Annotated in this window: 19 protein-coding genes; 8 read left to right on the forward strand and 11 right to left on the reverse strand. The window is 61.4% G+C overall.

The genetic code is table 11. The features are described 5' to 3' along the window. The first annotated feature begins 302 nt into the window (after window positions 1-302). On the forward strand, window positions 303-4610 hold the full coding sequence (locus KGB28_RS11170; protein WP_223444972.1) for a DEAD/DEAH box helicase: 4308 nt from the start codon (window positions 303-305) through the stop codon (window positions 4608-4610). Window positions 4611-4778: 168 nt separating this feature from the next. Here KGB28_RS11170 and KGB28_RS11175 read toward each other — a convergent pair whose 3' ends face one another. Next, window positions 4779-6908: a mechanosensitive ion channel family protein gene (locus KGB28_RS11175; RefSeq protein WP_223444974.1), complete on the reverse strand. Its 2130-nt coding sequence runs from the start codon at window positions 6906-6908 to the stop codon at window positions 4779-4781. 204 nt (window positions 6909-7112) lie between these two features. Between KGB28_RS11175 and KGB28_RS11180 the strand changes: the two genes are divergently transcribed. From KGB28_RS11180 to KGB28_RS11195, 4 genes are all read left to right on the forward strand, one after another. Beyond that, window positions 7113-8324, forward strand: coding sequence for an MFS transporter (locus tag KGB28_RS11180; protein WP_223444976.1), 1212 nt, complete (start codon window positions 7113-7115; stop codon window positions 8322-8324). Window positions 8325-8487: 163 nt separating this feature from the next. Next, window positions 8488-9252, forward strand: coding sequence for an endonuclease/exonuclease/phosphatase family protein (locus KGB28_RS11185; RefSeq protein ID WP_223445022.1), 765 nt, complete (start codon window positions 8488-8490; stop codon window positions 9250-9252). Beyond that, window positions 9249-10541, forward strand: a complete 1293-nt coding sequence (clsB, locus tag KGB28_RS11190) for a cardiolipin synthase ClsB (RefSeq protein ID WP_223444978.1) — start codon at window positions 9249-9251, stop codon at window positions 10539-10541. The genes KGB28_RS11185 and clsB overlap by 4 nt, the downstream gene beginning before the upstream one ends. Further along, window positions 10528-11514 (forward strand): lysylphosphatidylglycerol synthase domain-containing protein, encoded by a 987-nt coding sequence (locus tag KGB28_RS11195; RefSeq protein WP_223444986.1) that lies wholly within the window; start codon window positions 10528-10530, stop codon window positions 11512-11514. The genes clsB and KGB28_RS11195 overlap by 14 nt, the downstream gene beginning before the upstream one ends. Before the next feature lie 153 nt (window positions 11515-11667). Here KGB28_RS11195 and KGB28_RS11200 read toward each other — a convergent pair whose 3' ends face one another. From KGB28_RS11200 to KGB28_RS11210, 3 genes are all read right to left on the reverse strand, one after another. After that, window positions 11668-12426, reverse strand: coding sequence for an alpha/beta hydrolase family protein (locus tag KGB28_RS11200; protein WP_223444989.1), 759 nt, complete (start codon window positions 12424-12426; stop codon window positions 11668-11670). Next, complete coding sequence (locus KGB28_RS11205) at window positions 12416-13525, reverse strand: DUF3182 family protein (protein ID WP_223444991.1); 1110 nt, start codon at window positions 13523-13525, stop codon at window positions 12416-12418. The genes KGB28_RS11200 and KGB28_RS11205 overlap by 11 nt, the downstream gene beginning before the upstream one ends. 300 nt (window positions 13526-13825) lie before the next feature. Next, window positions 13826-14818 carry a GlxA family transcriptional regulator gene (locus KGB28_RS11210; protein WP_223444993.1) on the reverse strand — a complete coding sequence of 331 codons (993 nt, stop codon included), beginning with the start codon at window positions 14816-14818 and terminating at the stop codon, window positions 13826-13828. Between the two features lie 101 nt (window positions 14819-14919). Here KGB28_RS11210 and KGB28_RS11215 point away from each other — a divergent pair, with 101 nt between their 5' ends. Next, window positions 14920-15480, forward strand: a complete 561-nt coding sequence (locus KGB28_RS11215; RefSeq protein WP_223444995.1) for a cysteine hydrolase family protein — start codon at window positions 14920-14922, stop codon at window positions 15478-15480. Window positions 15481-15487: 7 nt separating this feature from the next. On the opposite strand, the gene KGB28_RS11220 is transcribed toward KGB28_RS11215, so the two are convergent. Then, window positions 15488-15667 carry a hypothetical protein gene (locus tag KGB28_RS11220; RefSeq protein ID WP_223444996.1) on the reverse strand — a complete coding sequence of 60 codons (180 nt, stop codon included), beginning with the start codon at window positions 15665-15667 and terminating at the stop codon, window positions 15488-15490. Between the two features lie 35 nt (window positions 15668-15702). Between KGB28_RS11220 and KGB28_RS11225 the strand changes: the two genes are divergently transcribed. Beyond that, window positions 15703-16203: a YkgB family protein gene (locus tag KGB28_RS11225; protein WP_218431042.1), complete on the forward strand. Its 501-nt coding sequence runs from the start codon at window positions 15703-15705 to the stop codon at window positions 16201-16203. Window positions 16204-16233: 30 nt separating this feature from the next. On the opposite strand, the gene KGB28_RS11230 is transcribed toward KGB28_RS11225, so the two are convergent. The 3 genes from KGB28_RS11230 to KGB28_RS11240 all read right to left on the reverse strand — a co-directional run bounded on the left by KGB28_RS11230 (window position 16234) and on the right by KGB28_RS11240 (window position 19194). Then, complete coding sequence (locus KGB28_RS11230; RefSeq protein WP_223444999.1) at window positions 16234-17106, reverse strand: AraC family transcriptional regulator; 873 nt, start codon at window positions 17104-17106, stop codon at window positions 16234-16236. A gap of 162 nt (window positions 17107-17268) precedes the next feature. Continuing rightward, a complete protein-coding gene (locus tag KGB28_RS11235) occupies window positions 17269-17787 on the reverse strand; it encodes a single-stranded DNA-binding protein (RefSeq protein ID WP_007984430.1) in 519 nt (172 codons plus the stop codon). A 9-nt stretch (window positions 17788-17796) separates the two neighbouring features. Beyond that, a complete protein-coding gene (locus KGB28_RS11240; RefSeq protein ID WP_223445002.1) occupies window positions 17797-19194 on the reverse strand; it encodes an MFS transporter in 1398 nt (465 codons plus the stop codon). Between the two features lie 191 nt (window positions 19195-19385). Here KGB28_RS11240 and uvrA point away from each other — a divergent pair, with 191 nt between their 5' ends. Continuing rightward, window positions 19386-22220: an excinuclease ABC subunit UvrA gene (uvrA, locus tag KGB28_RS11245; protein WP_223445010.1), complete on the forward strand. Its 2835-nt coding sequence runs from the start codon at window positions 19386-19388 to the stop codon at window positions 22218-22220. 180 nt (window positions 22221-22400) lie between these two features. Here uvrA and bfr read toward each other — a convergent pair whose 3' ends face one another. From bfr to rplQ, 3 genes are all read right to left on the reverse strand, one after another. Continuing rightward, a complete protein-coding gene (bfr, locus tag KGB28_RS11250; RefSeq protein WP_150726869.1) occupies window positions 22401-22865 on the reverse strand; it encodes a bacterioferritin in 465 nt (154 codons plus the stop codon). Between the two features lie 148 nt (window positions 22866-23013). After that, window positions 23014-24468 (reverse strand): catalase, encoded by a 1455-nt coding sequence (locus KGB28_RS11255; protein WP_223445012.1) that lies wholly within the window; start codon window positions 24466-24468, stop codon window positions 23014-23016. Window positions 24469-24705: 237 nt separating this feature from the next. Further along, entirely contained in the window at window positions 24706-25092 is a 387-nt protein-coding gene (rplQ, locus tag KGB28_RS11260; protein ID WP_046041617.1) for a 50S ribosomal protein L17, read from the reverse strand. Window positions 25093-25131 lie beyond the last annotated feature (39 nt).

Here is a 25131-nt window from a genome sequence, read left to right on the forward strand (position 1 = left end):
TCAGCAGGCCCAGTCTGATTGAAACAATGGCGTTATCGACACCGCGCCCAGGCGATGTCGTTGGTAATTGCCGGAATCGTTGCATTTTGCGGGTTTAGTGCGCAACCGTCACCCGTAAAGTGTAGATGTCCGACTTTTGCGGTGCCTGGACTGGCCTCATCGCGAGCAAGCTCGCTCCCACAATGCTTTTGTGTACACCGCCCCCCTGTGGGAGCGAGCTTGCTCGCGATAGGGCCCTGAAAGGCGGTGAAGATCTTGAGTGGTACTTGCATCTTGCGCCCCCCACCCGCATAAATTGCTGCATGAACCTGCCCATCCCCGCAGACAGTGCCCTGAGCGGCTTCCACCCTGCCGTCAGCGCCTGGTTCGGCCACACGTTCCCGTCGGTCACCGCCGCCCAGGCCCGGGCGTGGCCGTTGATCCGCCAGCGTCGCTCGACCCTGGTCGCCGCACCCACCGGTTCCGGCAAGACCCTCACCGCCTTTCTCGCCGTCATCGACGACCTGGTGCACCGTGGCCTGGAAAGCCCCGAAGGCTTGCCCGACGCCACGCTGGTGGTCTACGTCTCGCCGCTCAAGGCGCTGTCCAACGACATCCAGATCAACCTGCAAAACCCGCTGGCCGGCATTACCGAGCAATTGCGCGTGATGGGCCTGCCCGAATTGCAGATCAGCACCGCCGTGCGCACCGGCGATACACCGCAAAAAGACCGATCGGCAATGCGCAAAACGGCGCCGCACATTCTGGTGACCACGCCGGAATCCCTGTATGTGCTGCTCGGTTCCGACTCGGGCCGGCAGATGCTCGGTACCGCACAAACGGTGATCGTCGACGAGATCCACGCCATGGCCGCCAGCAAGCGCGGCAGCCACCTGGCACTGAGTCTTGAACGCCTGCAAGCACTCTGCCCGGAGCCGCTGCTGCGCATCGGTCTGTCGGCCACGCAAAAACCCATCGAGGCAGTCTCGCGTTTTCTGGTGGGCCGCGATCGCCCGTGCGAGATCGTCGACATCGGCCACGCCCGCCCCCGCGACCTCGACATCGAAGTGCCGCCCGTGCCGCTATCGGCCGTGATGGCCAACGATGTCTGGGAACTGGTGTACGACCGCCTCGCCGCCCTCGCCCGGGAGCACCGGACCACGCTGATTTTCGTCAACACCCGGCGCTTGGCCGAACGCTTGAGTCGGCACCTGAGCGAGCGCCTGGGCAAGGATGCCGTGGCAGCCCACCACGGCAGTCTGGCCAAGGAGTTTCGCCTGGATGCCGAGCAGCGGCTCAAGCGCGGCGACCTGCAAGTGCTGATCGCCACAGCGTCGCTGGAACTGGGGATCGACATCGGCGACGTCGATCTGGTGTGCCAGATCGCCTCGCCACGCTCGATTGCCGGATTTCTGCAACGGGTCGGCCGCTCCGGGCACCAGGTCGGCGGCACGCCCAAGGGCCGTTTGTTCGCCACCACCCGCGATGACCTGATCGAATGCGCCGCGCTGCTCGACTGTGTGCGCCGGGGCGAACTCGATACCTTGCTGATCCCGCAAGCGCCGCTGGACGTGCTGGCGCAGCAGATCATCGCCGAGGTCAGTTGTCAGGAATGGCCGGAGCAAGCGCTGCTGGAGATGCTGCGCCGCGCCTCGCCCTACGCCGCACTCGACGACAAACACTATCAGGCGCTGCTGCACATGCTCGCCGAGGGTTACAACGGCCGTCAGGGCATCCGTAGCGCCTACCTGCACCGCGATGCCGTGAGCCGCACCCTGCGTAGCCGCCGGGGCGCGAAACTGACGGCGGTGACCAGTGGCGGGACCATTCCGGACAACGCCGACTACAGCGTGCTGCTGGAGCCTCAAGGGCTGAACATCGGCACCATCAACGAAGACTTCGCGGTGGAAAGCATTGCCGGGGATGTCTTCCAGTTGGGCAACACGTCCTATCGGATCCTGCGGGTGGAAACCGGCAAAGTCCGGGTCGAGGACGCCCAGGGCCAGCCACCGACCATTCCGTTCTGGCTCGGTGAAGCGCCTGGGCGCAGCGCCGAATTGTCCTCGGCGGTGGCGCGCTTGCAGGCACAACTCGACGACCTGCTGGGTACTGCGCCAGGCAACTTGCAACCAGCGCTCGACTGGCTGACCGAGACCCTGGGCCTGAACCTCGCCAGTGCAGAACAATTGGTGGACTACCTGGCCCGTGCGCGGCAAACACTGGGTGCCCTGCCGTCCCAAGACACGCTGCTGATGGAACGTTTTTTCGACGAGTCCGGCGGCACCCAACTGGTCATTCACACGCCGTTCGGCAGCCGCATCAACCGCGCCTGGGGCCTGGCCCTGCGCAAGCGTTTCTGTCGCACCTTCAACTTCGAATTGCAGGCCGCCGCCAGCGAAGACGCCATCGTGCTGTCGCTGTCCACCAGCCACAGCTTTGAACTGGACGACGTCTGGCGCTACCTGCACAGCAACAGTGCCGAACACATCCTGATTCAAGCCGTGCTCGACGCACCGCTGTTCGGCGTGCGCTGGCGCTGGAATGCCGGCGTGGCCCTGGCCCTGCCGCGCTACAGCGGCGGGCGCAAAGTCCCGCCGCAGATCCAGCGGATGAAAAGCGAAGACCTGATCGCCAGTGTGTTTCCCGATCAGATCGCCTGCGTGGAAAACCTCGCCGGCGAACGGGAGATACCCGACCATCCGCTGGTAGAACAAACCCTCGACGATTGCCTGCACGACGCCATGGACAGCCAAGGCTGGCTGGCCTTGTTGCGGCGCATGGAACGCGGCGACATTCGCCTGATCAGCCGCGACTTGCCCGCGCCCTCGCCGCTGGCGGCGGAGATTCTCAGCGCCCGGCCCTACACCTTTCTCGACGATGCGCCACTGGAGGAGCGTCGAACCCAAGCCGTGCTCAATCGGCGCTGGAGCGACCCGCAATCCACCGACGATCTCGGTGCGCTGGACGCCGAGGCGATTGCCGCCGTGCGCGACGAAGCCTGGCCAGCGCCCTCCGCTGTCGATGAAATGCACGAGGCCTTGATGAGCCTGGCGTGCATCACCGATGCCGAGGCCGGCGCCAATCTGCAGTGGCTCGACTGGCTCACGACCCTGGCCGACAGTGGACGCGCGAGCCGTTTGCGGATCAACGCCGGGCAATCGCTGTGGCTGGCACTGGAACGCCTGACCTGCCTGCGGGCGATTTATCCACAGGCCGAATTGATACCATCGCTGCAAGCGTTGCCGGACTTCGACGAGGTCTGGGAAGCCGACGACGCCATCCTCGAACTGATCCGCGCGCGGCTCAGCGCCTTCGGGCCGCTGGCGCTCGATCGTATTGCCGAACCGCTCGGATTGCCCGCTGCACAGGTCAACCAGGCCCTGGCGCAACTGGAACGCGAAGGCTACGTGCTGCGCGGCCGCTTCACCCCGGGCACTGCTCAGGAGGAATGGTGCGAGCGGCATTTGCTGGCGCGGATTCACCGCTATACGGTCAAGCGCCTGCGCCGGGAAATCGAACCGGTGGCGTTGCAGGATTTCATGCGATTCCTGTTCGACTGGCAGCATGTGTCGAGCGCAAGCCAGGGTCAGGGTGCGGCGGTTTTGCCGGCCGTTATTGCGCAATTCGAAGGCTACCCCGCCGCCGCTTCAGCCTGGGACAGCGACATTCTGCCAGCGCGGATCAAGGACTACTCGGCGACCTGGCTCGATGAACTGTGCCGCAGCGGCAGACTGGTGTGGACGCGTCTGACTGCGCACAACAAAAGCGCCAGCACCGCGCTGCGCAGCACGCCGATTGTGTTGCTGCCGCGCAACCGGGTCGGCCTCTGGAGTGGCTTGACCGAACAGACGCCGGTCAGCGAACTCTCGCCGAAAACGCAAAAGGTCCACGCCGCCCTCAGCCAGCATGGCGCGCTGTTTTTCGATGAGCTGATCCATGAGGCCCACCTGCTGCGTTCGGAGCTGGAAATCGCCCTGCAGGAACTGGTGGGCGCGGGGTTGGTGAACGCCGACAGCTTCGCCGGATTGCGCGCACTGATCACCCCGGCCAGCAAGCGCCAGCCACGCAACAGTCGGCGTGGACGTGGGGCATTCATCGGTGGCATGGACGACGCCGGGCGCTGGGCCCTGTTGCGACGCGCACCGGCCGCGCCGGTGGTGCAAAACCAGCGGACGTCTGCCGAAACCCTTGAACACATCGCCATGACCTTGCTGCGCCGCTACGGCGTGGTGTTCTGGCGCTTGCTGGAGCGTGAGGCGGACTGGTTGCCGAACTGGCGCGAACTGCTGCGCACTTTCCATCGCCTGGAGGCACGCGGCGAGATTCGCGGCGGGCGGTTTGTCAGTGGCCTGGCGGGCGAGCAATTCGCCCTGCCCGAGGCGATTCCATTGCTGCGGGAGGTGCGACGTCGGCCCCATGACGGCGGCCTGGTCGCGGTGTGCGGGGTTGATCCGCTGAACCTCGCCGGCACGCTATTGCCCGGCACGAAAGTCCCGGCACTGGCGAGCAATCGCTTGGTGTATCGCGATGGATTGTCGGTGGCTGCCGAGATTGCTGGCAAGCAGCAGTTCTGGGGGGAGCTGGATCAGCAACTCCGTGCCGAAGTGCACAACAAACTGATCCGGCACTGAAGGTGTCTTGTCTGGCGCCTTCGCGAGCAAGCCCGCTCCCACATTGGATCTATGTCCGGACACAGATTGGTGTTCCAACACAAAACCCTGTGGGAGCGGCGGTGCGGCGATCCGACTTGCCCGCGAAGAGGCCATCACAGCCAATAAAGAACCTCAGGACAAAACCTTCTACTGAGACCGCGGCCGATCCGGCATCAGCACCGCCGAATGGTCCGGCTCATGCCCTGCGTCGGCTGGCGCGTCGACCGGATGCCTCGGCACCAGCGCCTGCTGTGGATAAGTCTGCGCGAAGTTCACCCACGGGCAGTTATCCACAAGCTTTTTCAAACGCTGGTTGAAGGCCCGGCTCACCGCGTATTGACCACCGGACACCGTGCGAAATTGCGCGGTCAGCACCACACCGTTGAGATCCATCTTGTCGACGCCAAACACATCCAGCGGCCCTTGCAGGTTGTAACGCAGGAACGGGTCGTTGCTGATGGAATGCCCGGCCTCGCGGATCAGTTCGATGGCCTTGTCGACATCGGTGTCGTAGGTGAATTGCACCGAGAAAAACGCATAGGCGAATTGCCGCGATTGGTTGGTCACGGCCTTGATCTGCCCGAACGGCACCGAGTGCACGAAGCCCTTGCCGTCGCGCAGGCGCAAGGTGCGGATGGTCAGGCCTTCGACCGTGCCGGCATGCCCGGAATCGAGCACCACCCAGTCACCGATGGACAGGGTGTCTTCGATGATGATGAACAGCCCGGTGATCACATCCTGCACCAGTTGCTGGGAGCCGAAACCGATCGCCAGGCCGATGACCCCGGCACCGGCCAGGAACGGCGCGACGTTGATCCCCAGGTTGGCCATGGTGGTGATCGCGCAAATCACCACCAGGATGATTTTGATCGCGTTGCGCAGCAGCGGCAGGATGGTTTTCACCCGCGTACTCGGCTGGCGCGCCGAGCGCTTGTTGGTCGGCGGTTTCAGGGCTTCCTGAATCGCCGTGTCGAGCACCACCCAGACCATCCAGGTCACCAGCAGGATCAAACCGATGTGGCCCAGGGAATCACTGATCGCCCGGCCCACGGCATTGGTCACTGCGAATTCGAACAGCGACACGCCCCAGATCCGCCCGAGGATATCGATGAACACGATGGCCATGCCGATACGCAGCAAGGCGTGGGACAAATTGAGAAAGCGTTCCTTGTAGGCGCTGCTGCGGCGCAGGTCCGCTTCGCTGCGGGCCTTGAACAGATGATGCAGCGTGGTGCTGAGAAACACCGTGGCAATCAGCAACACTGTGGTGAACAAGGCGCTGCGCAGCACTCTCTGGTTGTCCGCCCCGGCGCCGATCAGGTTGATGATCGAAACCAGTACCATCAACAGAATCGGCCAATACCAGAGCCCGGAAAATATCCGCAGGGTTTCACGCAGCGCCGGCTGCCTGAGGCGCTGGGCCAGCGGCAAAATACGGATCACATGGGCGACCGGGCGGCGCATGCGGATGACCAGCAAGCCGAAGGACATCGACGCTGCCAACCCGGTGAACACGGCGATGCTGCTGGTGAGATTGTTGCCCAGTTGATGGGCGATCTGCGGGCTGGTCAGGGCGTCGCTCAAGGCCACCAGAAAGCCGATAACGAACAACGGTCGGGGACTCTTCTCGCGGATGATCTGCACCGCCCGCCGCTTGTGCCCGGTATTGAACACCACTACCAGCGACAGCACCAATGACGCGGCAAAGATCCCCGCGCTGGCGGCATAGGCCAGACACAGCGCCAGCGCCCGTCCCGCCGATATCGGCAAAAACTGACTGGCATAAATAGTCAACGGCAGACTGATCACCGCCGCAAGGGTGTAGGGCAGCACGTAACCGAGCAACGCCTGGCCTCGTTCACGACTGAGCAGCAGACGATGCTCGCAGAGGCGCCTGGCGGCCATCCGCCCAAGCAGCCAAAGACAGGCAAACACCACCGCCCACACGCAGGTCAGCAGCAGGAAATCGCTGGCGACGCTCCAAGGCGAACGGGCCGATGGCTGATTGACCAACTGATCCACTTCATCGGCCGCGCGGTCGGCACGCAGGCGCCAGACGTCGACGAGGTTTTCGTTGAGATCGAGTTTGGTCTGGACCTCGTCGATGCTCGAACTGATGGCCCCCAATAATCCGCCTTGCACCAGCGGTTCGGGGTGGGCCAGCGGCGTCGCAGCATTCGCGCTGGCCGGCAGCCCCGGTATCGCGGCGGCTTCCAGTTGCTCGCTGCCCACAAACAGCAACGCTCCCAGCAGTATCGCGGTCTTGAGCCTGATCAAAGCACCCGCTCCTTTGTTTGTGTCTGTATGGAACTGATCGAGAAATGCCGGGCAAGTTCGGATATGGCCCCCTCGCCACAGACTAACACCCGCGCTCGCGATCTTTGCGCCCAAGGCAAATATCAAATGTCCATCCCTGTATTTTTCTGAACGAGCCAAATCCCGACACTGCGCTCCATCGAATCAACCTCCGGAGTTGCAGCCATGCCCATTGCCTTGCTCGCGCTGACCCTCAGCGCTTTTGCCATCGGGACGACCGAGTTCGTCATCGTTGGCCTGTTACCCACCATTGGCGCCGACCTCGGCGTCAGTCTGCCATCCGCCGGGCTGTTGGTCAGCCTGTATGCCCTAGGCGTTGCCGTCGGCGCCCCGGTGCTGACCGCCCTCACCGGCAAGGTTCCACGCAAATTGCTGCTGTTGTCGCTGATGGTGCTGTTCACCCTCGGCAATCTGCTGGCGTGGCAAGCACCGAGCTACGAGTCGTTGATCCTCGCGCGGATCGTCACAGGTCTGGCCCACGGGGTGTTTTTCTCGATCGGCTCGACCATCGCCACCAGTCTAGTGCCGAAGGAAAAAGCCGCCAGCGCGATTGCCATCATGTTCACCGGCCTGACCGTGGCGTTGGTCACCGGCGTGCCGCTGGGGACATTCATCGGCCAGCATTTCGGCTGGCGTGAAACCTTCCTCGCCGTTTCCGCACTGGGCGTGATCGCCTTCATCGGCAGCCTGCTCTACGTGCCGAAAAATATCGCCCACAGCAAACCCGCCTCGTTGTTGCAGCAACTGCAGGTGCTCAAGCAACCGCGCCTGTTGCTGGTGTATGCCATGACGGCCGTCGGCTACGGAGGCTCGTTCATTGCCTTTACCTTCCTCGCACCGATTCTTCAGGACCTCTCCGGCTTCAGCGCCGGCACCGTTAGCCTGGTGTTGCTGGTCTACGGCATCTCCGTGGCCGTCGGCAACATCTGGGGCGGCAAACTGGCGGACAAGCGCGGCCCGATCAGCGCCCTGAAAATCATCTTTGCCCTGCTCGCCGTTGTGTTGTTCGTGCTGACTTTCACCGCCGGTAATCCTTGGCTGGCGCTGGCCACCGTGCTGGTCTGGGGTGCGGTGGCGTTCGGCAATGTGCCGGGGCTGCAGGTGTATGTGGTGCGCCAGGCCGAGCATCACACCCCGCAGGCCGTGGACGTGGCGTCCGGCCTGAACATCGCGGCGTTCAACCTCGGCATTGCCGGTGGCGCGTGGGGCGGTGGCCTGATCGTCGCCCACATGGGCTTGATTCACACCGCGTGGATCGGTGGTCTGGTGGTGTTGGTGGCGCTGGCACTGACCGCCTGGAGTGGGCGTCTTGATCGCCTCGGCCCGGTCTATGCCGAACACGCTGAGGGTTCTGCCCGCATTATCACAGGCCACTGATACCCACTGTGGGAGCGGCGGTGTTCTGTAGAAAGGTACCGTCCGCCGCCCCATCGAAACTTTCGCCGCCGCCCCAGGGTCATCCAAAGACAGGAGCCGTCAGGCGGGAGACGACATGACAGCGAATCACACCGATATTCCCGCACACTCAAACGCAACCGAAATGCGGGTACAGGGTTCGTCCGTCACTTGTCGTTTCACGGTGCTGACGGTCAACACCCATAAAGGTTTCACCGCGCTCAACCGGCGCTTCATCCTGCCGGAACTGCGTGAAGCGGTGCGCAGTGTGTCTGCCGATGTGGTGTTTTTGCAGGAAGTCCACGGTACCCACGAGCAGCATCCCAGGCGCTACACCAACTGGCCGGCGATGCCGCAATACGAATTCCTCGCCGACAGCCTGTGGCCGCAGTTCGCCTATGGCCGCAATGCGGTGTATCCGGCGGGCGATCACGGCAATGCGCTGTTGTCGAAGTTCCAGATCATCCGCCACGACAACCTCGACGTGTCCATCAGCGGCCACGAGAACCGCGGAATTCTGCATTGCGTGTTGCGCATGCCCGGTGATGGCCAGGAAGTGCATGCGATTTGCGTGCACCTGGGGCTGCGCGAAACCCACCGCACAGCGCAACTGAAGTTGCTCGCCCAACGCCTGGACGCCCTGCCGGGCGATGCCCCGGTGATTGTCGCCGGGGACTTCAACGATTGGCGCCAGCGCGCCGATGCATTGCTCAAGCCCTGCGGTTTGCGCGAAGTCTTCGCCGCGCACCATGGCAAACCGGCGCGCAGTTTCCCCGCGCGCTTGCCGGCTTTGCGCCTGGACCGCATCTACGTACGCAACCTCAAGGCCAGCCATCCGCAAGTGCTGACCTCCCGGCCCTGGTCACACCTTTCCGACCACGTCCCGCTGTCGGTGGAGATCGAGCTATGAGCAGCCACTCGATGGAAAAAACCACGCTGGAACACATCCCCGCTCCGCCCTCCCGCGAGCCGACTGCGGTCGATGTCGAATACGGCTGGCAAGGCAGCAATCGGGTCGAGTTGCTGGAAAACGGCGAGGCGTACTTTCCCCGGGTGTTTGAAGCCCTGCGCCGGGCGCAAAGTGAAATCCTGCTGGAAACCTTCATTCTGTTCGAGGACAAGGTCGGCAACGAGTTGCAACAGATCCTGATCGAAGCCGCTCAACGCGGCGTGCGTACTACCGTCAGCCTCGACGGCTTTGGCTGCGGCGAACTGAGTACCGGGTTCCTCACCGCCCTGACCGCCGCCGGCGTGCACCTGCAAATATTCGACCCGGCTCCGAAACGCCTGGGCATCCGCACCAACTGGTTCCGGCGCCTGCACCGCAAGATTGTGGTGGTGGATGGCACCGTGGCGTTCGTCGGCGGGATCAACTTTTCCGCCGATCATCTGGCCGACTTCGGCCCCGAGGCCAAACAGGATTATTCCGTAGAAGTTCAGGGTCCGGCCGTTGCCGATATCCATCACTTTGCCCTGCTGCAATGCGGTCGCCCGGCGCACGCCAAATACTGGTGGCGCCGCCGTCGGCAGCGACGTTCGGAACTGGCCTTCAGCGATCACGATGGCCAGGTGCGGCTGGTGTACCGCGACAACGGGGAACACCAGACCGACATCGAGGAGGTTTACCGCCAGGTATTGCGCCAGGCGCAGCGCCGGGTGGTGATCGCCAACGCCTACTTCTTTCCCGGTTTCCGTTTGCTGCGCGAGATCCGCAACGCGGCCCGCCGAGGCGTGGATGTGCGGCTGATCCTGCAGGGCCAGCCAGACATGCGAGTGGCCAGGCTCGCGGCGCGCATGACCTACGATTACTTGCTCAAGTCCGGGGTGAAGATCTACGAATATTGCGACCGCCCGCTGCACGGCAAGGTCGCGCTGGTGGATGAAGACTGGAGCACCGTTGGCTCGAGCAACCTCGACCCGTTGAGCCTGTCGATGAATCTGGAAGCCAACGTGCTGATCCGTGACCGAGGCTTCAATCGTCATCTGTTCGATCGCCTGGAAGACCTCAGCGACAACCATTGCAAGGTCATGTCTCCCGACATCGCGCCACGCGGACGTGTCTGGCACATGACCATCGGTTTTCTGGTGTTTCACTTCCTGCGGCATTTCCCGGCGTGGGCCGGTTGGTTGCCGGCGCATAAACCTCGCCTGAAACCCTTCCCCCCTCCGACCGGGAGCGCTGACCATGAACCGCGCTGAGCCCGACACGGCAACTCACGCCAAAAGCCCCGGCAAGTCGCACTGGAGCCGCTGGAAACGACCGCTGACGATGCTGTTTTTCCTGATGCTGATCGTGCTGTTCACGATGCTCGCCCAGCGCCTCGAATGGAGCGAAGTGTTCGATAACCTGACCGATTTCAAGGTGCGCACACTGATCATTGCGTCGGGGCTGACCCTGGTGAGTTTTCTGGTGTACGCCTGCTTCGACCTGATCGGCCGCACCTACATCCGCCAGAACCTGACCTGGAAGCAGATCCTGCCTGTAGGGATCATCAGCTACGCCTTCAACCTGAATCTGAGCGCCTGGGTCGGCGGTATCGCCATGCGTTACCGGTTGTATTCGCGGCTCGGGGTCAGCAAGAGCAATATCGCGAAAATCCTCGGCCTGAGCCTGGCGACCAACTGGTTTGGGTACATGGTGATTGCCGGCGCCGTTTTCAGCAGCGGGCTGGTGCGCATGCCGCCGGGCTGGAAACTCAACAGTAGCGCGCTGCAGGGCGTGGGGGTTTTGTTGTTGCTGCTGAGCGCCGGATACCTGGCGGCGTGCCGGTTTGCCAAACGTCGGGAGTGGGTGATTCGCGGCGTCGAGATTGACTTGCCGTCGCTGCGCATGGCGGTGCTGCAACTGGCGCTCGGTGCCCTGAATTGGTCGCTGATGGCGGCGGTGATTTTCACCTTGCTGCCGAGCAAACTGGATTATCCACTGGTATTGGGCGTGCTGTTGATCAGTGCCATCGCCGGGGTCATCACTCACATCCCGGCCGGGCTCGGGGTACTGGAAGCCGTGTTTGTGGCGCTGCTGCAACACGAGGCTTCGCGGGGCAGCCTGGTGGCGGGACTGCTGGCCTATCGGGCGATTTATTTCATCCTGCCGTTGTTGATTGCCCTGGTGATGTATTTGCTGGTGGAGGCCAAGGCCAAGGCGTTGCGGATAGAGAAAAAACCCAAGTGATTTTGTGCTGGCTGTGAAGACGCCTTCGCGAGCAAGCCCGCTCTCACAGGGTCTGTTGGTGGATGCAGACTCTATGTACACCCTCGATCCATGTGGGAGCGGCGGTGCGGCGATCCGACTTACCCGCGAAGGCGTCCGCAAGCACAGCGCAAATCACTGGGATTGAATAATGCTCAACCGTTCCCCCACCACCATCTCGGTAATCCAGCCGACAAGGATCGAGGTGTAGGCCTGCTGCGAAACCGGGTCGCTCAGCGCGTGGTCGGCACCATCGATGATTCGATGGGTCAGCGAGTGAGTCTGCTGGCACGCCGCGCGGTAACTCATGATCGTCGAATGGGGCACGTAGTCGTCGGTCTCCGACTGCACCAACAGGACATCCCCGGTGAATTGCGAGCAGGCATGCAAGGCACGATTGCTGTCGGCACGCACCAGGGTGCTTCGGTAATCACGCAGATCCAGCTTGTCCAGGTCGCGTTTCGGCGCGTGCCATTGCTCGTCGCGATACAGCGCCGGCACCCGCAGCGCCAGCCAGCGCACCGGCCTGAGCGAGGTCAGGATCGAGGCCAGATAGCCCCCGTAGCTAGTGCCAACCACGGCAATCGCCGAGGTATCGAGGGCCGGGTGCGCGAGCAAGCGGTCATAGGCCGCCAGCAAGTCGCGCAAATTGTCTTCCCGGGTTACCCGGGTCAATGGGATGCCAGTGCCACCGGTGTGCCCGCGCAGGTCGAAGGTCAGGCACACACAACCCAACCCGGCGATGCCCTTGGCGCGTTCCAGGTCCCGCTCCTGGCTGCCGCCCCAACCGTGCACAAAGAGCACGCCGGGGACTTTCGATTTGGGGCTCAGGAAGGTCCCGCTCATCTGTTCGTCGTCGATGTCGATCTGAATGGATTCGCTTCTAGCCGTCATAGGATTTAACCGTCACGTACTTGAGGAGAAAGTCACTGGACTGCGCCGGCCCGCGGTACACCTCGATGGCGTCCGCCGGCAGCAGCTGATCGATGTAGGTTTCCACCGAAGACACACGAATTGCGCACATTCCCGGATCGTTGACGAAACTCTGCAACGCCGCCACTTCGGCGCTGCTGGCTCCGCCCATGCGCCAGGACTGTTCGAGCACACCGCTGCGTGGCCGGCCGTCGCTGCCGACACCCTGGGCGATGTCGTAGTTGCGCCGCGAGGCATAGAAACCTGGGTAGGCTTCATCCGCCGCGCTGTCGAACACCTGTGCCTGGTGGATCGCCAGGCGCACGTCCTCCGGCAGATCCAGCTTCAACAATTCGTCATAGCCGCCCGGCACCACCAGCAGGTTGGACCCGCCATACACCTGTTCACCCTGAGCGTCCTCGGTCAAGTATTGATCCCCGCAATAACTGAGTACCTTGCCGCCGATACGACTCTGGCCGACGCTGTGGGTGATCACCTGGTCCAGGTCCTGTTCGAGCACCACGCCTTCGGTGAACATCGCCTCAGCCTCGGGCTGGGCAAGCAGTTCATCGAACTCGTCGAGGCTCTTGATCACTTCCTGACCACGTCCGGCACAGGCATGAATCGGTTTCAGGCGGATCGGCCCGGTGTACAACAGATGTTCCGCCGCCGGGCGCGCATCCTTCAGGGAGAACACGCTGAGACCGTCGAGCACCACGCCGCGCACCCGCTCGGAAAACAACGGCGCCCAGCCTGGCGGCGCATGGGCGTGGCGGTTGAGCAATCCGTGACTGATGGCTTTGGTGCAGATGAAGTCGTGGTCGACATAACCGCCCCACAAATCCTCCGGCCCCTTGACCCCCAGTTGCCGGGCAGCCGCAGCGCCCACCAGGGTCTGGGTCGGCAACAGGTAGAGGTCTCGCCCGCCATGCAACTGCGGGTCGTAGCTGCCGCCGTACTTGAGCCCCAAAATCTGCGCCAGCCAGCGGGCCAGTGCACGGTTGGTTTCAACTTCGTGCACTGGCGCGTCGGCGAGCACCGAATGGGCGACCACCAGTTTCCTGCGGTTTGCTGGGGTCATGCATCCCCCTTCAATCGACGCTTGATGAATGTAGCTGAAGGGGTGCAGAGATCAGGCCAAGGCCCGTTGAGGGAAAAGGGGTTTTAAATCAGCCCGTTGCACAGATGGTGATGGCATGGGGCCTGTTTTATTCTGCACGACGCCCTTCGGGATTCCGGCATTTTGCACGACTCCTGCCCACACAATCGACCCTGTGGGAGCGAGCTTGCTCGCGATAGCGGTGTTCCAGACACATCAATGTTGAATGTCATGCCCTCATCGCGAGCAAGCTCGCTCCCACAGGGAATCGAGGTGATGCGACTACCGTGCAACCGATCCAGGGCTCACCCCGAACCGCGTCCGATAATCACTCGGCGCCAACCCGGTGATTTTCCTGAACGTTGCACGAAACGCCCCGGGATCCTGATACCCCACGGTCCAGGCGATGTGATCGATGGTGCCGTTGGTGAACTCAAGCATTTCCCGGGCCTTGCCGACTCGCAGATGCTGGCAGTATTCCGTGGGTTTGAGCCCGGTGGCCCCGCGGAAGCGGCGCAGGAAGGTGCGTTCTTCCAGCCCTGCCTTTTCGGCCATCGCCGCCAGCGACACATCGGTCGCCCCGGTGCTTTGCAGCCAGTGTTGCACCTTGAGGATCGCCGCATCGCCGTGGCTGAGGATCGGCGCAAAGTTGCTGCCGCACTCACTGGCGCTGTCGCTGTGTTCCACCACCAGAAAACGCGCGGTGTTGGTGGCGATGCTCGGCCCCAGCAGCCGGTTGACCAGGCGCAGACCCAGTTCGGACCAGGCCATCAGCCCGGCGGTGGTGATCAGGTCGCCGTCATCGACAATCGGCGTATCGGCCTTGAGCCGGATCGCCGGATAACACTCAGCGAAGGCTTTGGCCGAGGTCCAATGGGTGGTGGCGCTGCGACCGTCGAGCAGACCACTTTCGGCCAACAGGATAGAACCCACGCAAACCCCGCCCAGTGTCGCACCGTTGGCATGTTGCTCACGCAACCAGCGGATCAATCCCTGTGGCGCCTGGCCCTCGGAAAAGCCGCCGATCGACGGCGGAATCAACACGGCCACCAGGGCGTGCTCCGGGCCGGGATGGCTGTCGAAGACCCGAACCGGCGGCTGATCACCTTCGACCTGCCAATGGCTGACCCGCAACAGCGGCAACTGCGCAGACTGATGTTCGGCGGCAATCCGGTTCGCCACCCCGAACAAATCCGTCAAGCCATGCACCGCCGCCATCTGCGCACCGGGATAGATCAGCACACCCAGTTCGGCGATTGCCCTTTCTGCGTCCATTGTCAGTTTTCCCCCTTCTATTGTCGGTGCGGCCAATCCTCGGATCGCCTGCCAGAGCCAATACTTCATTCCACACCAACACACACTTCGAGGAAACAGTCATGGCCAAGCAAGCGCTCATCGTAGTCGATATCCAGAATGACTACTTCCCCCAAGGCAAGTGGCCGCTGGTCGGTGCCGACGCCGCCGCCGACAACGCCGTCCGCCTGATCAAGGCCTTCCGCGACGCAGGGGATTCGGTGGTGCACATCCGCCACGAATTCACCTCCGAAGATGCACCGTTTTTCACCCCGAACTCCGAAGGCGCCAAGCTGCACTCGAAAGTGCTCAACCGCGCCGACGAACCGGTGGTACTCAAGCACTTCGTCAACTCGTTCCGCGAAACCGAGCTGAAATCGATCCTCGACGAGCAAGGCATCAAGGAACTGGTGGTCGTGGGCAGCATGAGCCACATGTGCGTCGACGGCATCACCCGGGCAGCGGCGGATTTCGGCTATACGGTCACCGTGATCCACGACGCCTGCGCCACCCGCGACCTGGAGTTCAACGGCGTAGCGGTTCCGGCGGCGCAGGTTCATGCGGCGTTCATGGCGGCCCTGGCGTTTGCCTATGCCAGCGCGGTGTCGACCAACGAGTTCCTGACAAGAAACCAGAAGGTGTAAACCTTATTCAGGACGAGACAGCAAAAATGAAAAAGCCCATGGCCTCAAATGCCATGGGCTTTTTTATTACCAGTGAGTCTGGACGATCTGCATCGAACGCAATACCGCCAGAACCCCGGAAAGTCATGCCAAAGCCAACAATCACTCCACTCCCTACGCCTACGCGGGGGATGTTGCTTTCACCCATGCCACTTTCTGGATAACTCACTGGAAGCCTGAACAATGAACAGCATGAACATCAGCACTGACAGCCTGTCGAAAAAAACATCCCTCGGACTCACCACCATGGCGATCGGGACCTACGGCATTTACTTCGCCCTTGCCGTTATCTACTTCTGGTTCGGCGGAATGAAATTTACCCACTATGAAGCAGAGGGGCTGGTGCCACTGGTGAGCAACAGCCCTTTCCTGGGTTGGGTCTATGACCTTTTCAGCGTCGATCTGTTTTCCAGTTTGCTCGGTGTCCTGGAGATTTCCATCGGCGTACTGATTGCAGGTCGCCTGCTGTCGCCAAAGCTTTCCTTGATCGGCGGCGCCTTGTCGGCCGGGTTATTTTTCACCACCTTGAGTTTTATGTTCTCGACACCCGGCGTGATTGAGCCCGGCCTTGGTTTCCCGGCCATTACGGTCGCGCCAGGCCAGTTCCTGCTTAAGGACATCGGCTTGCTTGCCGCCTCCCTGTTCGTGGCGGGCCATTCGCTGACCCGACTGGAAACCCCTTGAGCTGACAACTTCACCCGCCGATGGCCTGAATCAGCTCGATGCATTCAGGTCATCGCCATCACCAGCAAGTACGCGGCCCTCAAGGGCCAGGGATTTCATCCAGTCCCGTGGACTGCAGCCGGTCTTGCGGCGAAACGCACGGGCAAGGGCCGACGGACTTTCATAGCCCACCTCATCGGCGATCAGCGTAATCGGCCGCCCCTCCCGCAAGCGCTTCTGCGCCAGACTGATGCGCCAGCTCAGAAGATAATCCAACGGTGTTTGTCCCAGGACCGCGCGAAAATGCACCGCATAAGCGGCGCGGGACATGTTCGACTCATTCGCCAGCTCGGCCACTGACCAGGCCCGCTGAGGTTGGTTGTGCATCTGAATCAACGAGCGCGACAGCCGCACATCGGCCAACCCGGCCATCATTCCAGTGCTCAACTGCTGGTGGTCGAGCAAATGCCGGAACAGCAGGATGATCAACAGTTCGAACAAACGATCAAGCACCGCCTCCCGGCCACAATGCCCGGCGCCAGCTTCACCGAACAGCCATCTCAGGGTGTCGGCCAGCAACGGCAGCTCATCCAGGGACAAAACCAGAAGATCGGGGAGCGAAGCAGATATCGGATTACTGGCGCCACCATCGAACAGCATCGACGCACATAACAGCTGGGCACCTTCAGGGTCACTGGCGATGAGCTGATGTCGGCTGGGGCGCGGCAGGAAAATCAGGCTGGGGCGAGTGAGCAACAACTCACTCCTTCCGGGGCCTTTCAAGGTGACAGAGCCGGCCTGCAACAGGTGAATATGACCGCGCTGGTCGGCGCCATCGTAGGACGCCACGCCGCAAAGCATGCCGCTGTAAAACAGGTTCGCGCGCACGCCGAACTGTGACAACAACGTAGACAGGCGATCCATAGGGCAACTCTGCACAAGGTCTGGACCAGTAGCAGAGTATCACCGCGCGCTGGCGACTGGACGGTCCTCGATCCCGGCAAGGAAAGCCCTGGTAAAAATGCGAAAAGCCCGGCATCCATAGGGAGGCCGGGCTTTTTCAGGTTCTATTCTTCGGTGAAAGAATCAGAACGGGATATCGTCATCAAAGCTGTCGAAATCCGGAGCCGGCTGAGGAGCTGCCTGCTGTGGAGCCGGGCGCGACTGTTGCGGTGCCGACTGCTGTGGACGCGGAGCCTGCTGGCGCGGCGCGGACTGCTGGTAGTTGTTACCACCACCCTGGCCCTGCTGGTCGCCCTGTGGACGGCCGCCCAGCAGTTGCATGGTGCCTTGCATGTCGACCACGATTTCAGTGGTGTAACGCTTGATACCGTCTTTTTCCCACTCGCGGGTCTGCAGCTTGCCTTCGATGTAGACCTGCGAACCTTTACGCAGGTATTCGCCAGCGATTTCTGCAACCTTGCCGAACATCGACACACGGTGCCATTCGGTCTTTTCGACTTTCTGACCGGTTTGCTTGTCGGTCCACTGTTCGCTGGTCGCCAGACTCAGGTTGGTCACGGCGTTACCGTTAGGCAAGTAGCGAACTTCGGGATCCTGGCCGCAAGTGCCGACCAATATGACTTTGTTAACCCCACGGGCCATAACGTTCTCCTAGGCTACGCACGCTGCCCCGGCCGGGTTGTTCACCAGGCGCTCAAGGGTGGTGCGATCCAATAGTTCGGTGTCCAGTTTGATGTAAATCGCCGCCTCTTCTGCGACGATGACTGCATCTGTTATCCCTACGACCGCCTTCAGGCGCTCGACCAGACCCGCTTCGCGGATCGCCTCGGGCGACAACGGCAAGCGCAGGCTCGTGACGTAGGGAGGTTCGCGCATGGTAACAGCAAAGGCCAGCCAGAGGGCAGCCAGACTGGCGCATCCGAGGAACACAACCGACAGACCGCCATGCTGGAACAGCCAGCCGCCAAGAATGCCGCCCAATGCCGACCCGAGGAACTGGCTGGTGGAATAAACCCCCATTGCCGTGCCCTTGCCGCCGGCCGGTGAAACCTTGCTGATCAGCGATGGCAACGAAGCTTCCAGCAGATTGAACGCGGTGAAGAACACCACCGTACCGATCACCAGAGCCCGCAGGCTGTCGCCGAACTGCCAGAAGAATAGCTCAGTGAGCATCAGCGTCACGACGGCACCGAGTAAAACTCGTTTCATTTTGCGTTTCTTCTCGCCGTAGATAATGAACGGGATCATGGCGAAGAAAGAAATCAGCAGTGCGGTCAGGTATACCCACCAGTGCTGCTCCTTGGGCAGGCCGGCTTTTTCCACCAAGGCCAGCGGCAAGGCAACGAAGCTCGACATCAACATGGCGTGCAAGACAAAAATGCCCAGGTCCAGGCGCAGCAGGTCTGGGTGCTTGAGCGTCGGCATCAGCGCCTGACGCGCCACGCCGGACTCACGATGCTGCAACGGCCCGTTGGACCGCGGCACCATGAACATCACGATCAAGATGCCGAGCAGCGCCATGCCGCCCGTGGCGAAAAACAACCCGGACAGGCCGAAAGCACGGGTCAGCAACGGTCCTACGACCATGGCGACAGCGAACGACAGACCAATCGTCATGCCGATCATGGCCATCGCCTTGGTCCGGTGCTGCTCGCGCGTGAGGTCTGACAGCAACGCCATGACCGCTGCGGAAATCGCCCCGGCGCCTTGCAGGATCCGCCCGGCGATCACGCCCCAGATCGAATCGGCATTGGCCGCCAGCACGCTGCCGAGGGCAAAGACAATCAGCCCCAGGTAAATCACCGGACGGCGACCGATGCGGTCGGAAATGAAACCGAACGGGATCTGGAAAACCGCCTGGGTCAGGCCATAAGCGCCAATCGCCAGCCCGATCAGGGCTGGGGTCGCTCCCGCCAAATCCATCCCATAGGTCGCCAGTACCGGCAACACCATGAACATGCCAAGCATACGGAAGGCGAACACCAGGGCCAGACCGCTTGCCGCGCGGGTCTCGCTGCCACTCATGCGCTCGCTGTGGGGATCGTGCATGGAAAAACCTCATGTGAACCGGCGGCGATTCTACCAGTCCCATCGATTGGCAGGGTATATCGCGACGCTTTGACGCGCATTGCTGACACACTCTTCATGTAAGACAGTAGCCCACTCGCTTGATAGTGTGCATCCATCCAGTATTTGGCCGTATACTCCTACGTTTTCGACGCCCGCCGAGCGAGGCCACCTTGGACAAGATCCTGATTCGTGGGGCTCGAACCCACAACCTGAAGAACATCGACCTGACCCTGCCACGGGACAAGCTGATCGTCATCACCGGCCTGTCCGGCTCCGGCAAGTCGTCTCTGGCTTTCGACACCCTGTACGCCGAAGGTCAGCGCCGCTACGTCGAATCGCTGTCGGCCTACGCCCGGCAGTTCCTGTCGATGATGGAAAAGCCCGACGTCGACACCATCGAAGGCCTGTCGCCGGCGATCTCTATCGAGCAGAAATCGACCTCGCACAACCCGCGCTCGACGGTCGGCACGATCACCGAAATCTACGACTACCTGCGCCTGCTGTATGCGCGCGTGGGTATTCCCCGTTGCCCGGATCACGACATCCCGCTGGAAGCGCAGACCGTCAGCCAGATGGTCGACCTGGTCCTCGCCGAACCGGAGGGCAGTAAGCTGATGCTGTTGGCGCCGGTCATCCGCGAGCGCAAAGGCGAGCACCTGTCGGTTTTCGAAGAGCTGCGCGCACAGGGCTTCGTCCGCGCCCGGATCAACGGCAAGCTCTATGAGCTGGACGAAGCACCCAAGCTCGACAAGCAGAAAAAACACACCATCGATGTCGTGGTCGACCGCTTCAAGGTTCGCGCCGACCTGCAACAACGCCTGGCCGAATCCTTCGAGACCGCGCTGAAACTGGCGGACGGCATCGCCCTGGTGGCGCCGATGGACGACGAGCCGGGTGAAGAGATGATCTTCTCCGCGCGTTTCGCCTGCCCGATCTGCGGCCACGCGATCAGCGAACTGGAACCCAAGCTGTTCTCCTTCAACAACCCGGCCGGCGCTTGCCCGACCTGTGATGGTCTGGGGGTGAAGCAGTTCTTCGACATCAAGCGCCTGGTCAATGGCGAACTGACCCTGGCCGAAGGGGCGATTCGTGGCTGGGACCGGCGCAACGTCTACTACTTCCAGATGCTCGGCTCGCTGGCCTCGCACTACAAGTTCAGCCTCGAAGTACCGTTCAACGAACTGCCGGCCGATCAGCAGAAATTCATCCTGCACGGCAGCGGTTCGCAAAACGTCGACTTCAAATACCTGAACGACCGTGGCGATATCGTCAAACGCTCGCACCCGTTCGAAGGCATCGTGCCGAACCTGGAACGCCGTTACCGCGAAACCGAATCGGCATCGGTGCGCGAAGAACTGGCCAAGTTCCTCAGCACCCAGTCGTGCCCGGACTGCCGCGGCACCCGTCTGCGGCGTGAGGCGCGGCATGTGTGGGTCGGCGAGAAAACCCTGCCGGCGGTGACCAACCTGCCGATCGGCGATGCGTCCGATTATTTTGGCGGGCTCAAGCTCACCGGCCGGCGTGGCGAAATCGCCGACAAGATCCTCAAGGAAATCCGCGAGCGCCTGCAGTTCCTGGTCAACGTCGGCCTCGACTATCTGTCGCTGGATCGCAGCGCGGACACCTTGTCCGGTGGCGAGGCCCAGCGTATTCGCCTGGCCAGCCAGATTGGTGCCGGCCTGGTGGGCGTCCTGTACATCCTCGACGAACCCTCCATCGGCCTGCATCAGCGCGATAACGACCGGCTGCTGGGCACCCTCAAGCATCTGCGCGATATCGGTAACACGGTGATCGTGGTCGAGCACGACGAAGACGCGATCCGTCTGGCCGACTACGTGGTGGACATCGGCCCGGGCGCTGGCGTGCACGGCGGGCATATCGTCGCCGAAGGCACACCGGCCGAGGTCATGGCGCACCCGGACTCGCTGACGGGCAAATACCTGTCGGGCCGGGTGAAGATCGAAGTCCCGGCCAAGCGCACGCCGCGCAACAAGAAGCTGTCGCTATCGCTCAAGGGCGCGCGCGGCAACAACCTGCGCAATGTCGACCTGGAGATTCCGATCGGCCTGCTGACCTGTGTCACCGGCGTGTCTGGCTCCGGCAAGTCGACACTGATCAACAACACCCTGTTCCCATTGAGCGCCACGGCGCTGAATGGCGCCACTACCCTTGAAGCGGCCGTCCACGACAGCATCAAGGGCCTGGAGCACCTGGACAAGGTCGTCGACATCGACCAGAGCCCGATTGGCCGTACACCGCGTTCCAACCCGGCTACCTACACCGGATTGTTCACACCGATCCGCGAGTTGTTCGCCGGCGTACCGGAGTCCCGCTCCCGGGGCTACGGGCCGGGGCGCTTCTCCTTCAACGTCAAGGGCGGCCGCTGCGAGGCCTGCCAGGGCGACGGCCTGATCAAAGTCGAGATGCACTTCCTGCCGGACATCTACGTGCCCTGCGACGTGTGCAAGAGCAAGCGTTACAACCGCGAGACCCTGGAGATCAAGTACAAGGGCAAGAGCATCCACGAGACCCTCGAGATGACCATCGAGGAAGCGCGGGTGTTCTTCGATGCCGTACCGGCCCTGGCGCGCAAGCTGCAAACGTTGATGGACGTCGGCCTGTCGTACATCAAGCTGGGGCAATCGGCGACCACGCTGTCCGGCGGTGAAGCCCAGCGGGTGAAACTGTCCCGCGAGCTGTCCAAGCGCGATACCGGCAAGACCCTGTACATCCTCGACGAACCCACCACCGGGCTGCACTTCGCGGATATCCAGCAACTGCTGGACGTGTTGCATCGCCTGCGCGACCACGGCAACACAGTGGTAGTGATCGAACACAACCTGGACGTGATCAAGACCGCTGACTGGCTGGTGGACCTGGGTCCGGAGGGTGGTTCCAAGGGCGGGCAGATCATTGCCGTCGGCACGCCGGAGGAAGTGTCAGAGATGAAGCAATCCCATACCGGTTACTACCTCAAGCCGCTGCTGGAACGCGATCGGGCTTAACCGCGCCCCATGAAAAAGCCCCTGTCACTTCATCAGTGACAGGGGCTTTTTTGTATCTGTAGGAGCGAGCTTGCTCCGGGCGGCGTTCCGACGAAGGTCGTAAACGATAACGCAGCGTCTTCAGATTTTTCGCGAGCAAGCTCGCTCCTACAAAAGACGTTGGGGCTTCCCCCTATGCAATCAGGTGTGGGATTGCAGGTAGTTCTCAAGCCCGATCAACTTGATCAGACCCAACTGCTTCTCCAGCCAGTAGGTGTGATCTTCTTCGGTGTCATGCAATTGAACCCGCAGCATTTCGCGGCTGACGTAGTCCTTGTGCTGCTCGCAGAGCTTGATGCCCTTGCACAGCGCAGCCCGCACCTTGTACTCCAGGCGCAAATCCGCTTCGAGCATCTCGGTCACCGTGGTGCCGACATCGAGATCGTCCGCACGCATGCGCGGCGTGCCTTCGAGCATCAGAATCCGGCGCATCAAGGCATCAGCGTGCCCTGCTTCTTCTTCCATCTCGTGGTTGATTCGTTCGTAGAGCTTGGTGAAACCCCAGTCCTCATACATCCGCGAGTGGACGAAATATTGATCACGCGCGGCCAGTTCGCCGGTCAGCAACGTGTTGAGGTAATCGATCACATCTGGGTGGCCTTGCATCGCCCTACATCTCCCTGCTTGAAAGTTGTAGTTTGAACCAACATGCCCTTATCGTCACTCGTAACACGCAATAAAAGCGAAGATATTCTGAGAAAACAGGTTGAAATAACGCAAAAACCGCCCAAACAAGGGCGGTTCTGCTTCTCATTTAGACTTCGTTAAGCTGTACGTTGAGCAGCTTTGCGATTGCTTCTCCATACGCCGGGTCAGCCTTGTAGAAATGCTGCAACTGACGGTCAACCACATCACTCGACACACCCGCCATCGCCCCGGCGATGTTGCTGACCAGCAGTGATTTCTGCTCTTCAGTCATCAAGCGGAACAACGCGCCGGCGTGACTGTAGTAATCAGTGTCTTCACGGTGGTCGTAACGATCGGCGGCACCACTAAGGGCCAACGCGGGCTCTGCGTAACGAGGCGCCTGCTTCGGCGACTCAACGTAGCTGTTCGGCTCGTAGTTCGGCGTCGCACCGCCATTGCTGCCAAAAGCCATCGAACCATCGCGCTGGTAAGTATTGACCGGACTCCGCGGAGCGTTGACGGGCAACTGCTGGTGATTGGTGCCGACACGGTAGCGATGAGCGTCCGCGTAGGCGAAGACCCGACCTTGCAGCATACGATCCGGCGACAGACCGACGCCTGGAACCATATTGCTGGGACCGAACGCCGCTTGCTCGACTTCCGCGAAGTAGTTCTGCGGATTGCGATTGAGCTCAAGTTCTCCGATTTCAATCAGTGGAAACTCTTTCTGCGACCAGGTTTTGGTGACATCAAACGGGTTCTCGTAGTGCGCCGCCGCCTGAGCCTCGCTCATGATCTGAATGCACACGCGCCATTTCGGGAAATCACCCTGCTCGATGGCATTGAACAGGTCGCGCTGGGCGTAATCCGCATCAGTACCCGCCAGGCGTGCCGCCTCAGCAGGAGCAAGGTTCTTGATCCCCTGTTTGGTCTTGTAGTGCCACTTCACCCAGTGACGCTCACCTTGAGCGTTGATGAGGCTGTAAGTGTGGCTGCCAAAGCCATGCATGTGGCGGTATCCGTCAGGGATACCCCGGTCGGAGAACAGGATGGTGACCTGGTGCAGCGCCTCGGGCGAATGCGACCAGAAGTCCCACATCGCCTGGGCACTCTTCAGGTTGCTTTGCGGCAAACGCTTCTGGGTGTGGATAAAGTCCGGAAACTTCAGTGGATCACGAATGAAGAACACGGGGGTGTTGTTGCCAACGATGTCCCAGTTGCCTTCCTCGGTGTAAAACTTCAGGGCAAAGCCGCGCGGATCACGCTCGGTATCGGCCGAACCACGCTCACCGCCCACGGTGGAAAACCGCAGGAAAGTCGGGGTTTGCTTGCCGACTGCCTCAAACAGCTTCGCGCCGGTGTATTGAGTGATATCGCGCGTCACGGTGAACGTACCGTAGGCACCCGAGCCTTTGGCGTGTACACGGCGCTCAGGGATGTTTTCACGGTTGAAGTGGGCAAGCTTCTCGATCAGGTGAAAGTCGTCGAGCAGCAGTGGGCCACGAGGGCCGGCGGAACGGGAATTCTGGTTATCGGCAACAGGAGCGCCACTGGCGGTGGTAAGCGTTTTGTTTTGGCTCATGCGATCTTCCTTCCTCTGTCGGTCTTGAACTGCCGGCTATCGGCTGAGAAGGAGTATTGATCATCAATATGACAGCCACAAATTCATTAACTTGCAGACATCGATAGAGAAAAACTAATGATCATCCCCATCACATCATGACGACGTGGACGAAGGAGACGCTTGTACAAACGGCGCGTTTCTTACAGGCACAAAAAACCGGGCACTAGGCCCGGTTCTTTGTTTCAGACTGACGTCTTACTCGGCAGATACAGCTTCGCCGGCAGTAGCACGATCAACCAACTCGACGTACGCCATAGGCGCGTTGTCGCCAGCGCGGAAACCGCACTTGAGGATGCGCAGGTAGCCACCCTCACGGGTAGCGTAACGCTTGCCCAGGTCGTTGAAGAGCTTACCAACGATAGCTTTCGAACGAGTACGGTCGAAAGCCAGACGGCGGTTAGCAACGCTATCTATCTTGGCCAAAGTGATCAGCGGCTCGGCAACGCGGCGCAGTTCTTTAGCTTTTGGCAGAGTAGTTTTGATCAGCTCGTGCTCGAACAGCGACACCGCCATGTTTTGGAACATGGCCTTGCGGTGCGAGCTGGTGCGGCTCAGGTGACGACCACTTTTACGATGACGCATGGTTCATTCCTTACCAAACACTACGTTCGGTGATTACGA

The organism is Pseudomonas sp. BF-R-19 (assembly GCF_019956445.1).
GTDB lineage: Bacteria > Pseudomonadota > Gammaproteobacteria > Pseudomonadales > Pseudomonadaceae > Aquipseudomonas > Aquipseudomonas fluorescens_BH.

Coding starts and splice junctions, on each gene's coding strand:
- KGB28_RS11195 (WP_223444986.1), top strand. CDS start 10,528: ATGAACCGCGCTGAGCCCGACACGGCAACTCACGCCAAAAGCCCCGGC.
- KGB28_RS11230 (WP_223444999.1), bottom strand. CDS start 17,106: ATGGATCGCCTGTCTACGTTGTTGTCACAGTTCGGCGTGCGCGCGAAC.
- bfr (WP_150726869.1), bottom strand. CDS start 22,865: ATGCAAGGCCACCCAGATGTGATCGATTACCTCAACACGTTGCTGACC.
- KGB28_RS11170 (WP_223444972.1), top strand. CDS start 303: ATGAACCTGCCCATCCCCGCAGACAGTGCCCTGAGCGGCTTCCACCCT.
- KGB28_RS11210 (WP_223444993.1), bottom strand. CDS start 14,818: ATGGACGCAGAAAGGGCAATCGCCGAACTGGGTGTGCTGATCTATCCC.
- KGB28_RS11185 (WP_223445022.1), top strand. CDS start 8,488: ATGCGGGTACAGGGTTCGTCCGTCACTTGTCGTTTCACGGTGCTGACG.
- rplQ (WP_046041617.1), bottom strand. CDS start 25,092: ATGCGTCATCGTAAAAGTGGTCGTCACCTGAGCCGCACCAGCTCGCAC.
- KGB28_RS11220 (WP_223444996.1), bottom strand. CDS start 15,667: ATGGGTGAAAGCAACATCCCCCGCGTAGGCGTAGGGAGTGGAGTGATT.
- KGB28_RS11255 (WP_223445012.1), bottom strand. CDS start 24,468: ATGAGCCAAAACAAAACGCTTACCACCGCCAGTGGCGCTCCTGTTGCC.
- KGB28_RS11200 (WP_223444989.1), bottom strand. CDS start 12,426: ATGACGGCTAGAAGCGAATCCATTCAGATCGACATCGACGACGAACAG.
- KGB28_RS11235 (WP_007984430.1), bottom strand. CDS start 17,787: ATGGCCCGTGGGGTTAACAAAGTCATATTGGTCGGCACTTGCGGCCAG.
- clsB (WP_223444978.1), top strand. CDS start 9,249: ATGAGCAGCCACTCGATGGAAAAAACCACGCTGGAACACATCCCCGCT.
- KGB28_RS11225 (WP_218431042.1), top strand. CDS start 15,703: ATGAACAGCATGAACATCAGCACTGACAGCCTGTCGAAAAAAACATCC.
- KGB28_RS11180 (WP_223444976.1), top strand. CDS start 7,113: ATGCCCATTGCCTTGCTCGCGCTGACCCTCAGCGCTTTTGCCATCGGG.
- KGB28_RS11240 (WP_223445002.1), bottom strand. CDS start 19,194: ATGCACGATCCCCACAGCGAGCGCATGAGTGGCAGCGAGACCCGCGCG.
- KGB28_RS11205 (WP_223444991.1), bottom strand. CDS start 13,525: ATGACCCCAGCAAACCGCAGGAAACTGGTGGTCGCCCATTCGGTGCTC.
- KGB28_RS11215 (WP_223444995.1), top strand. CDS start 14,920: ATGGCCAAGCAAGCGCTCATCGTAGTCGATATCCAGAATGACTACTTC.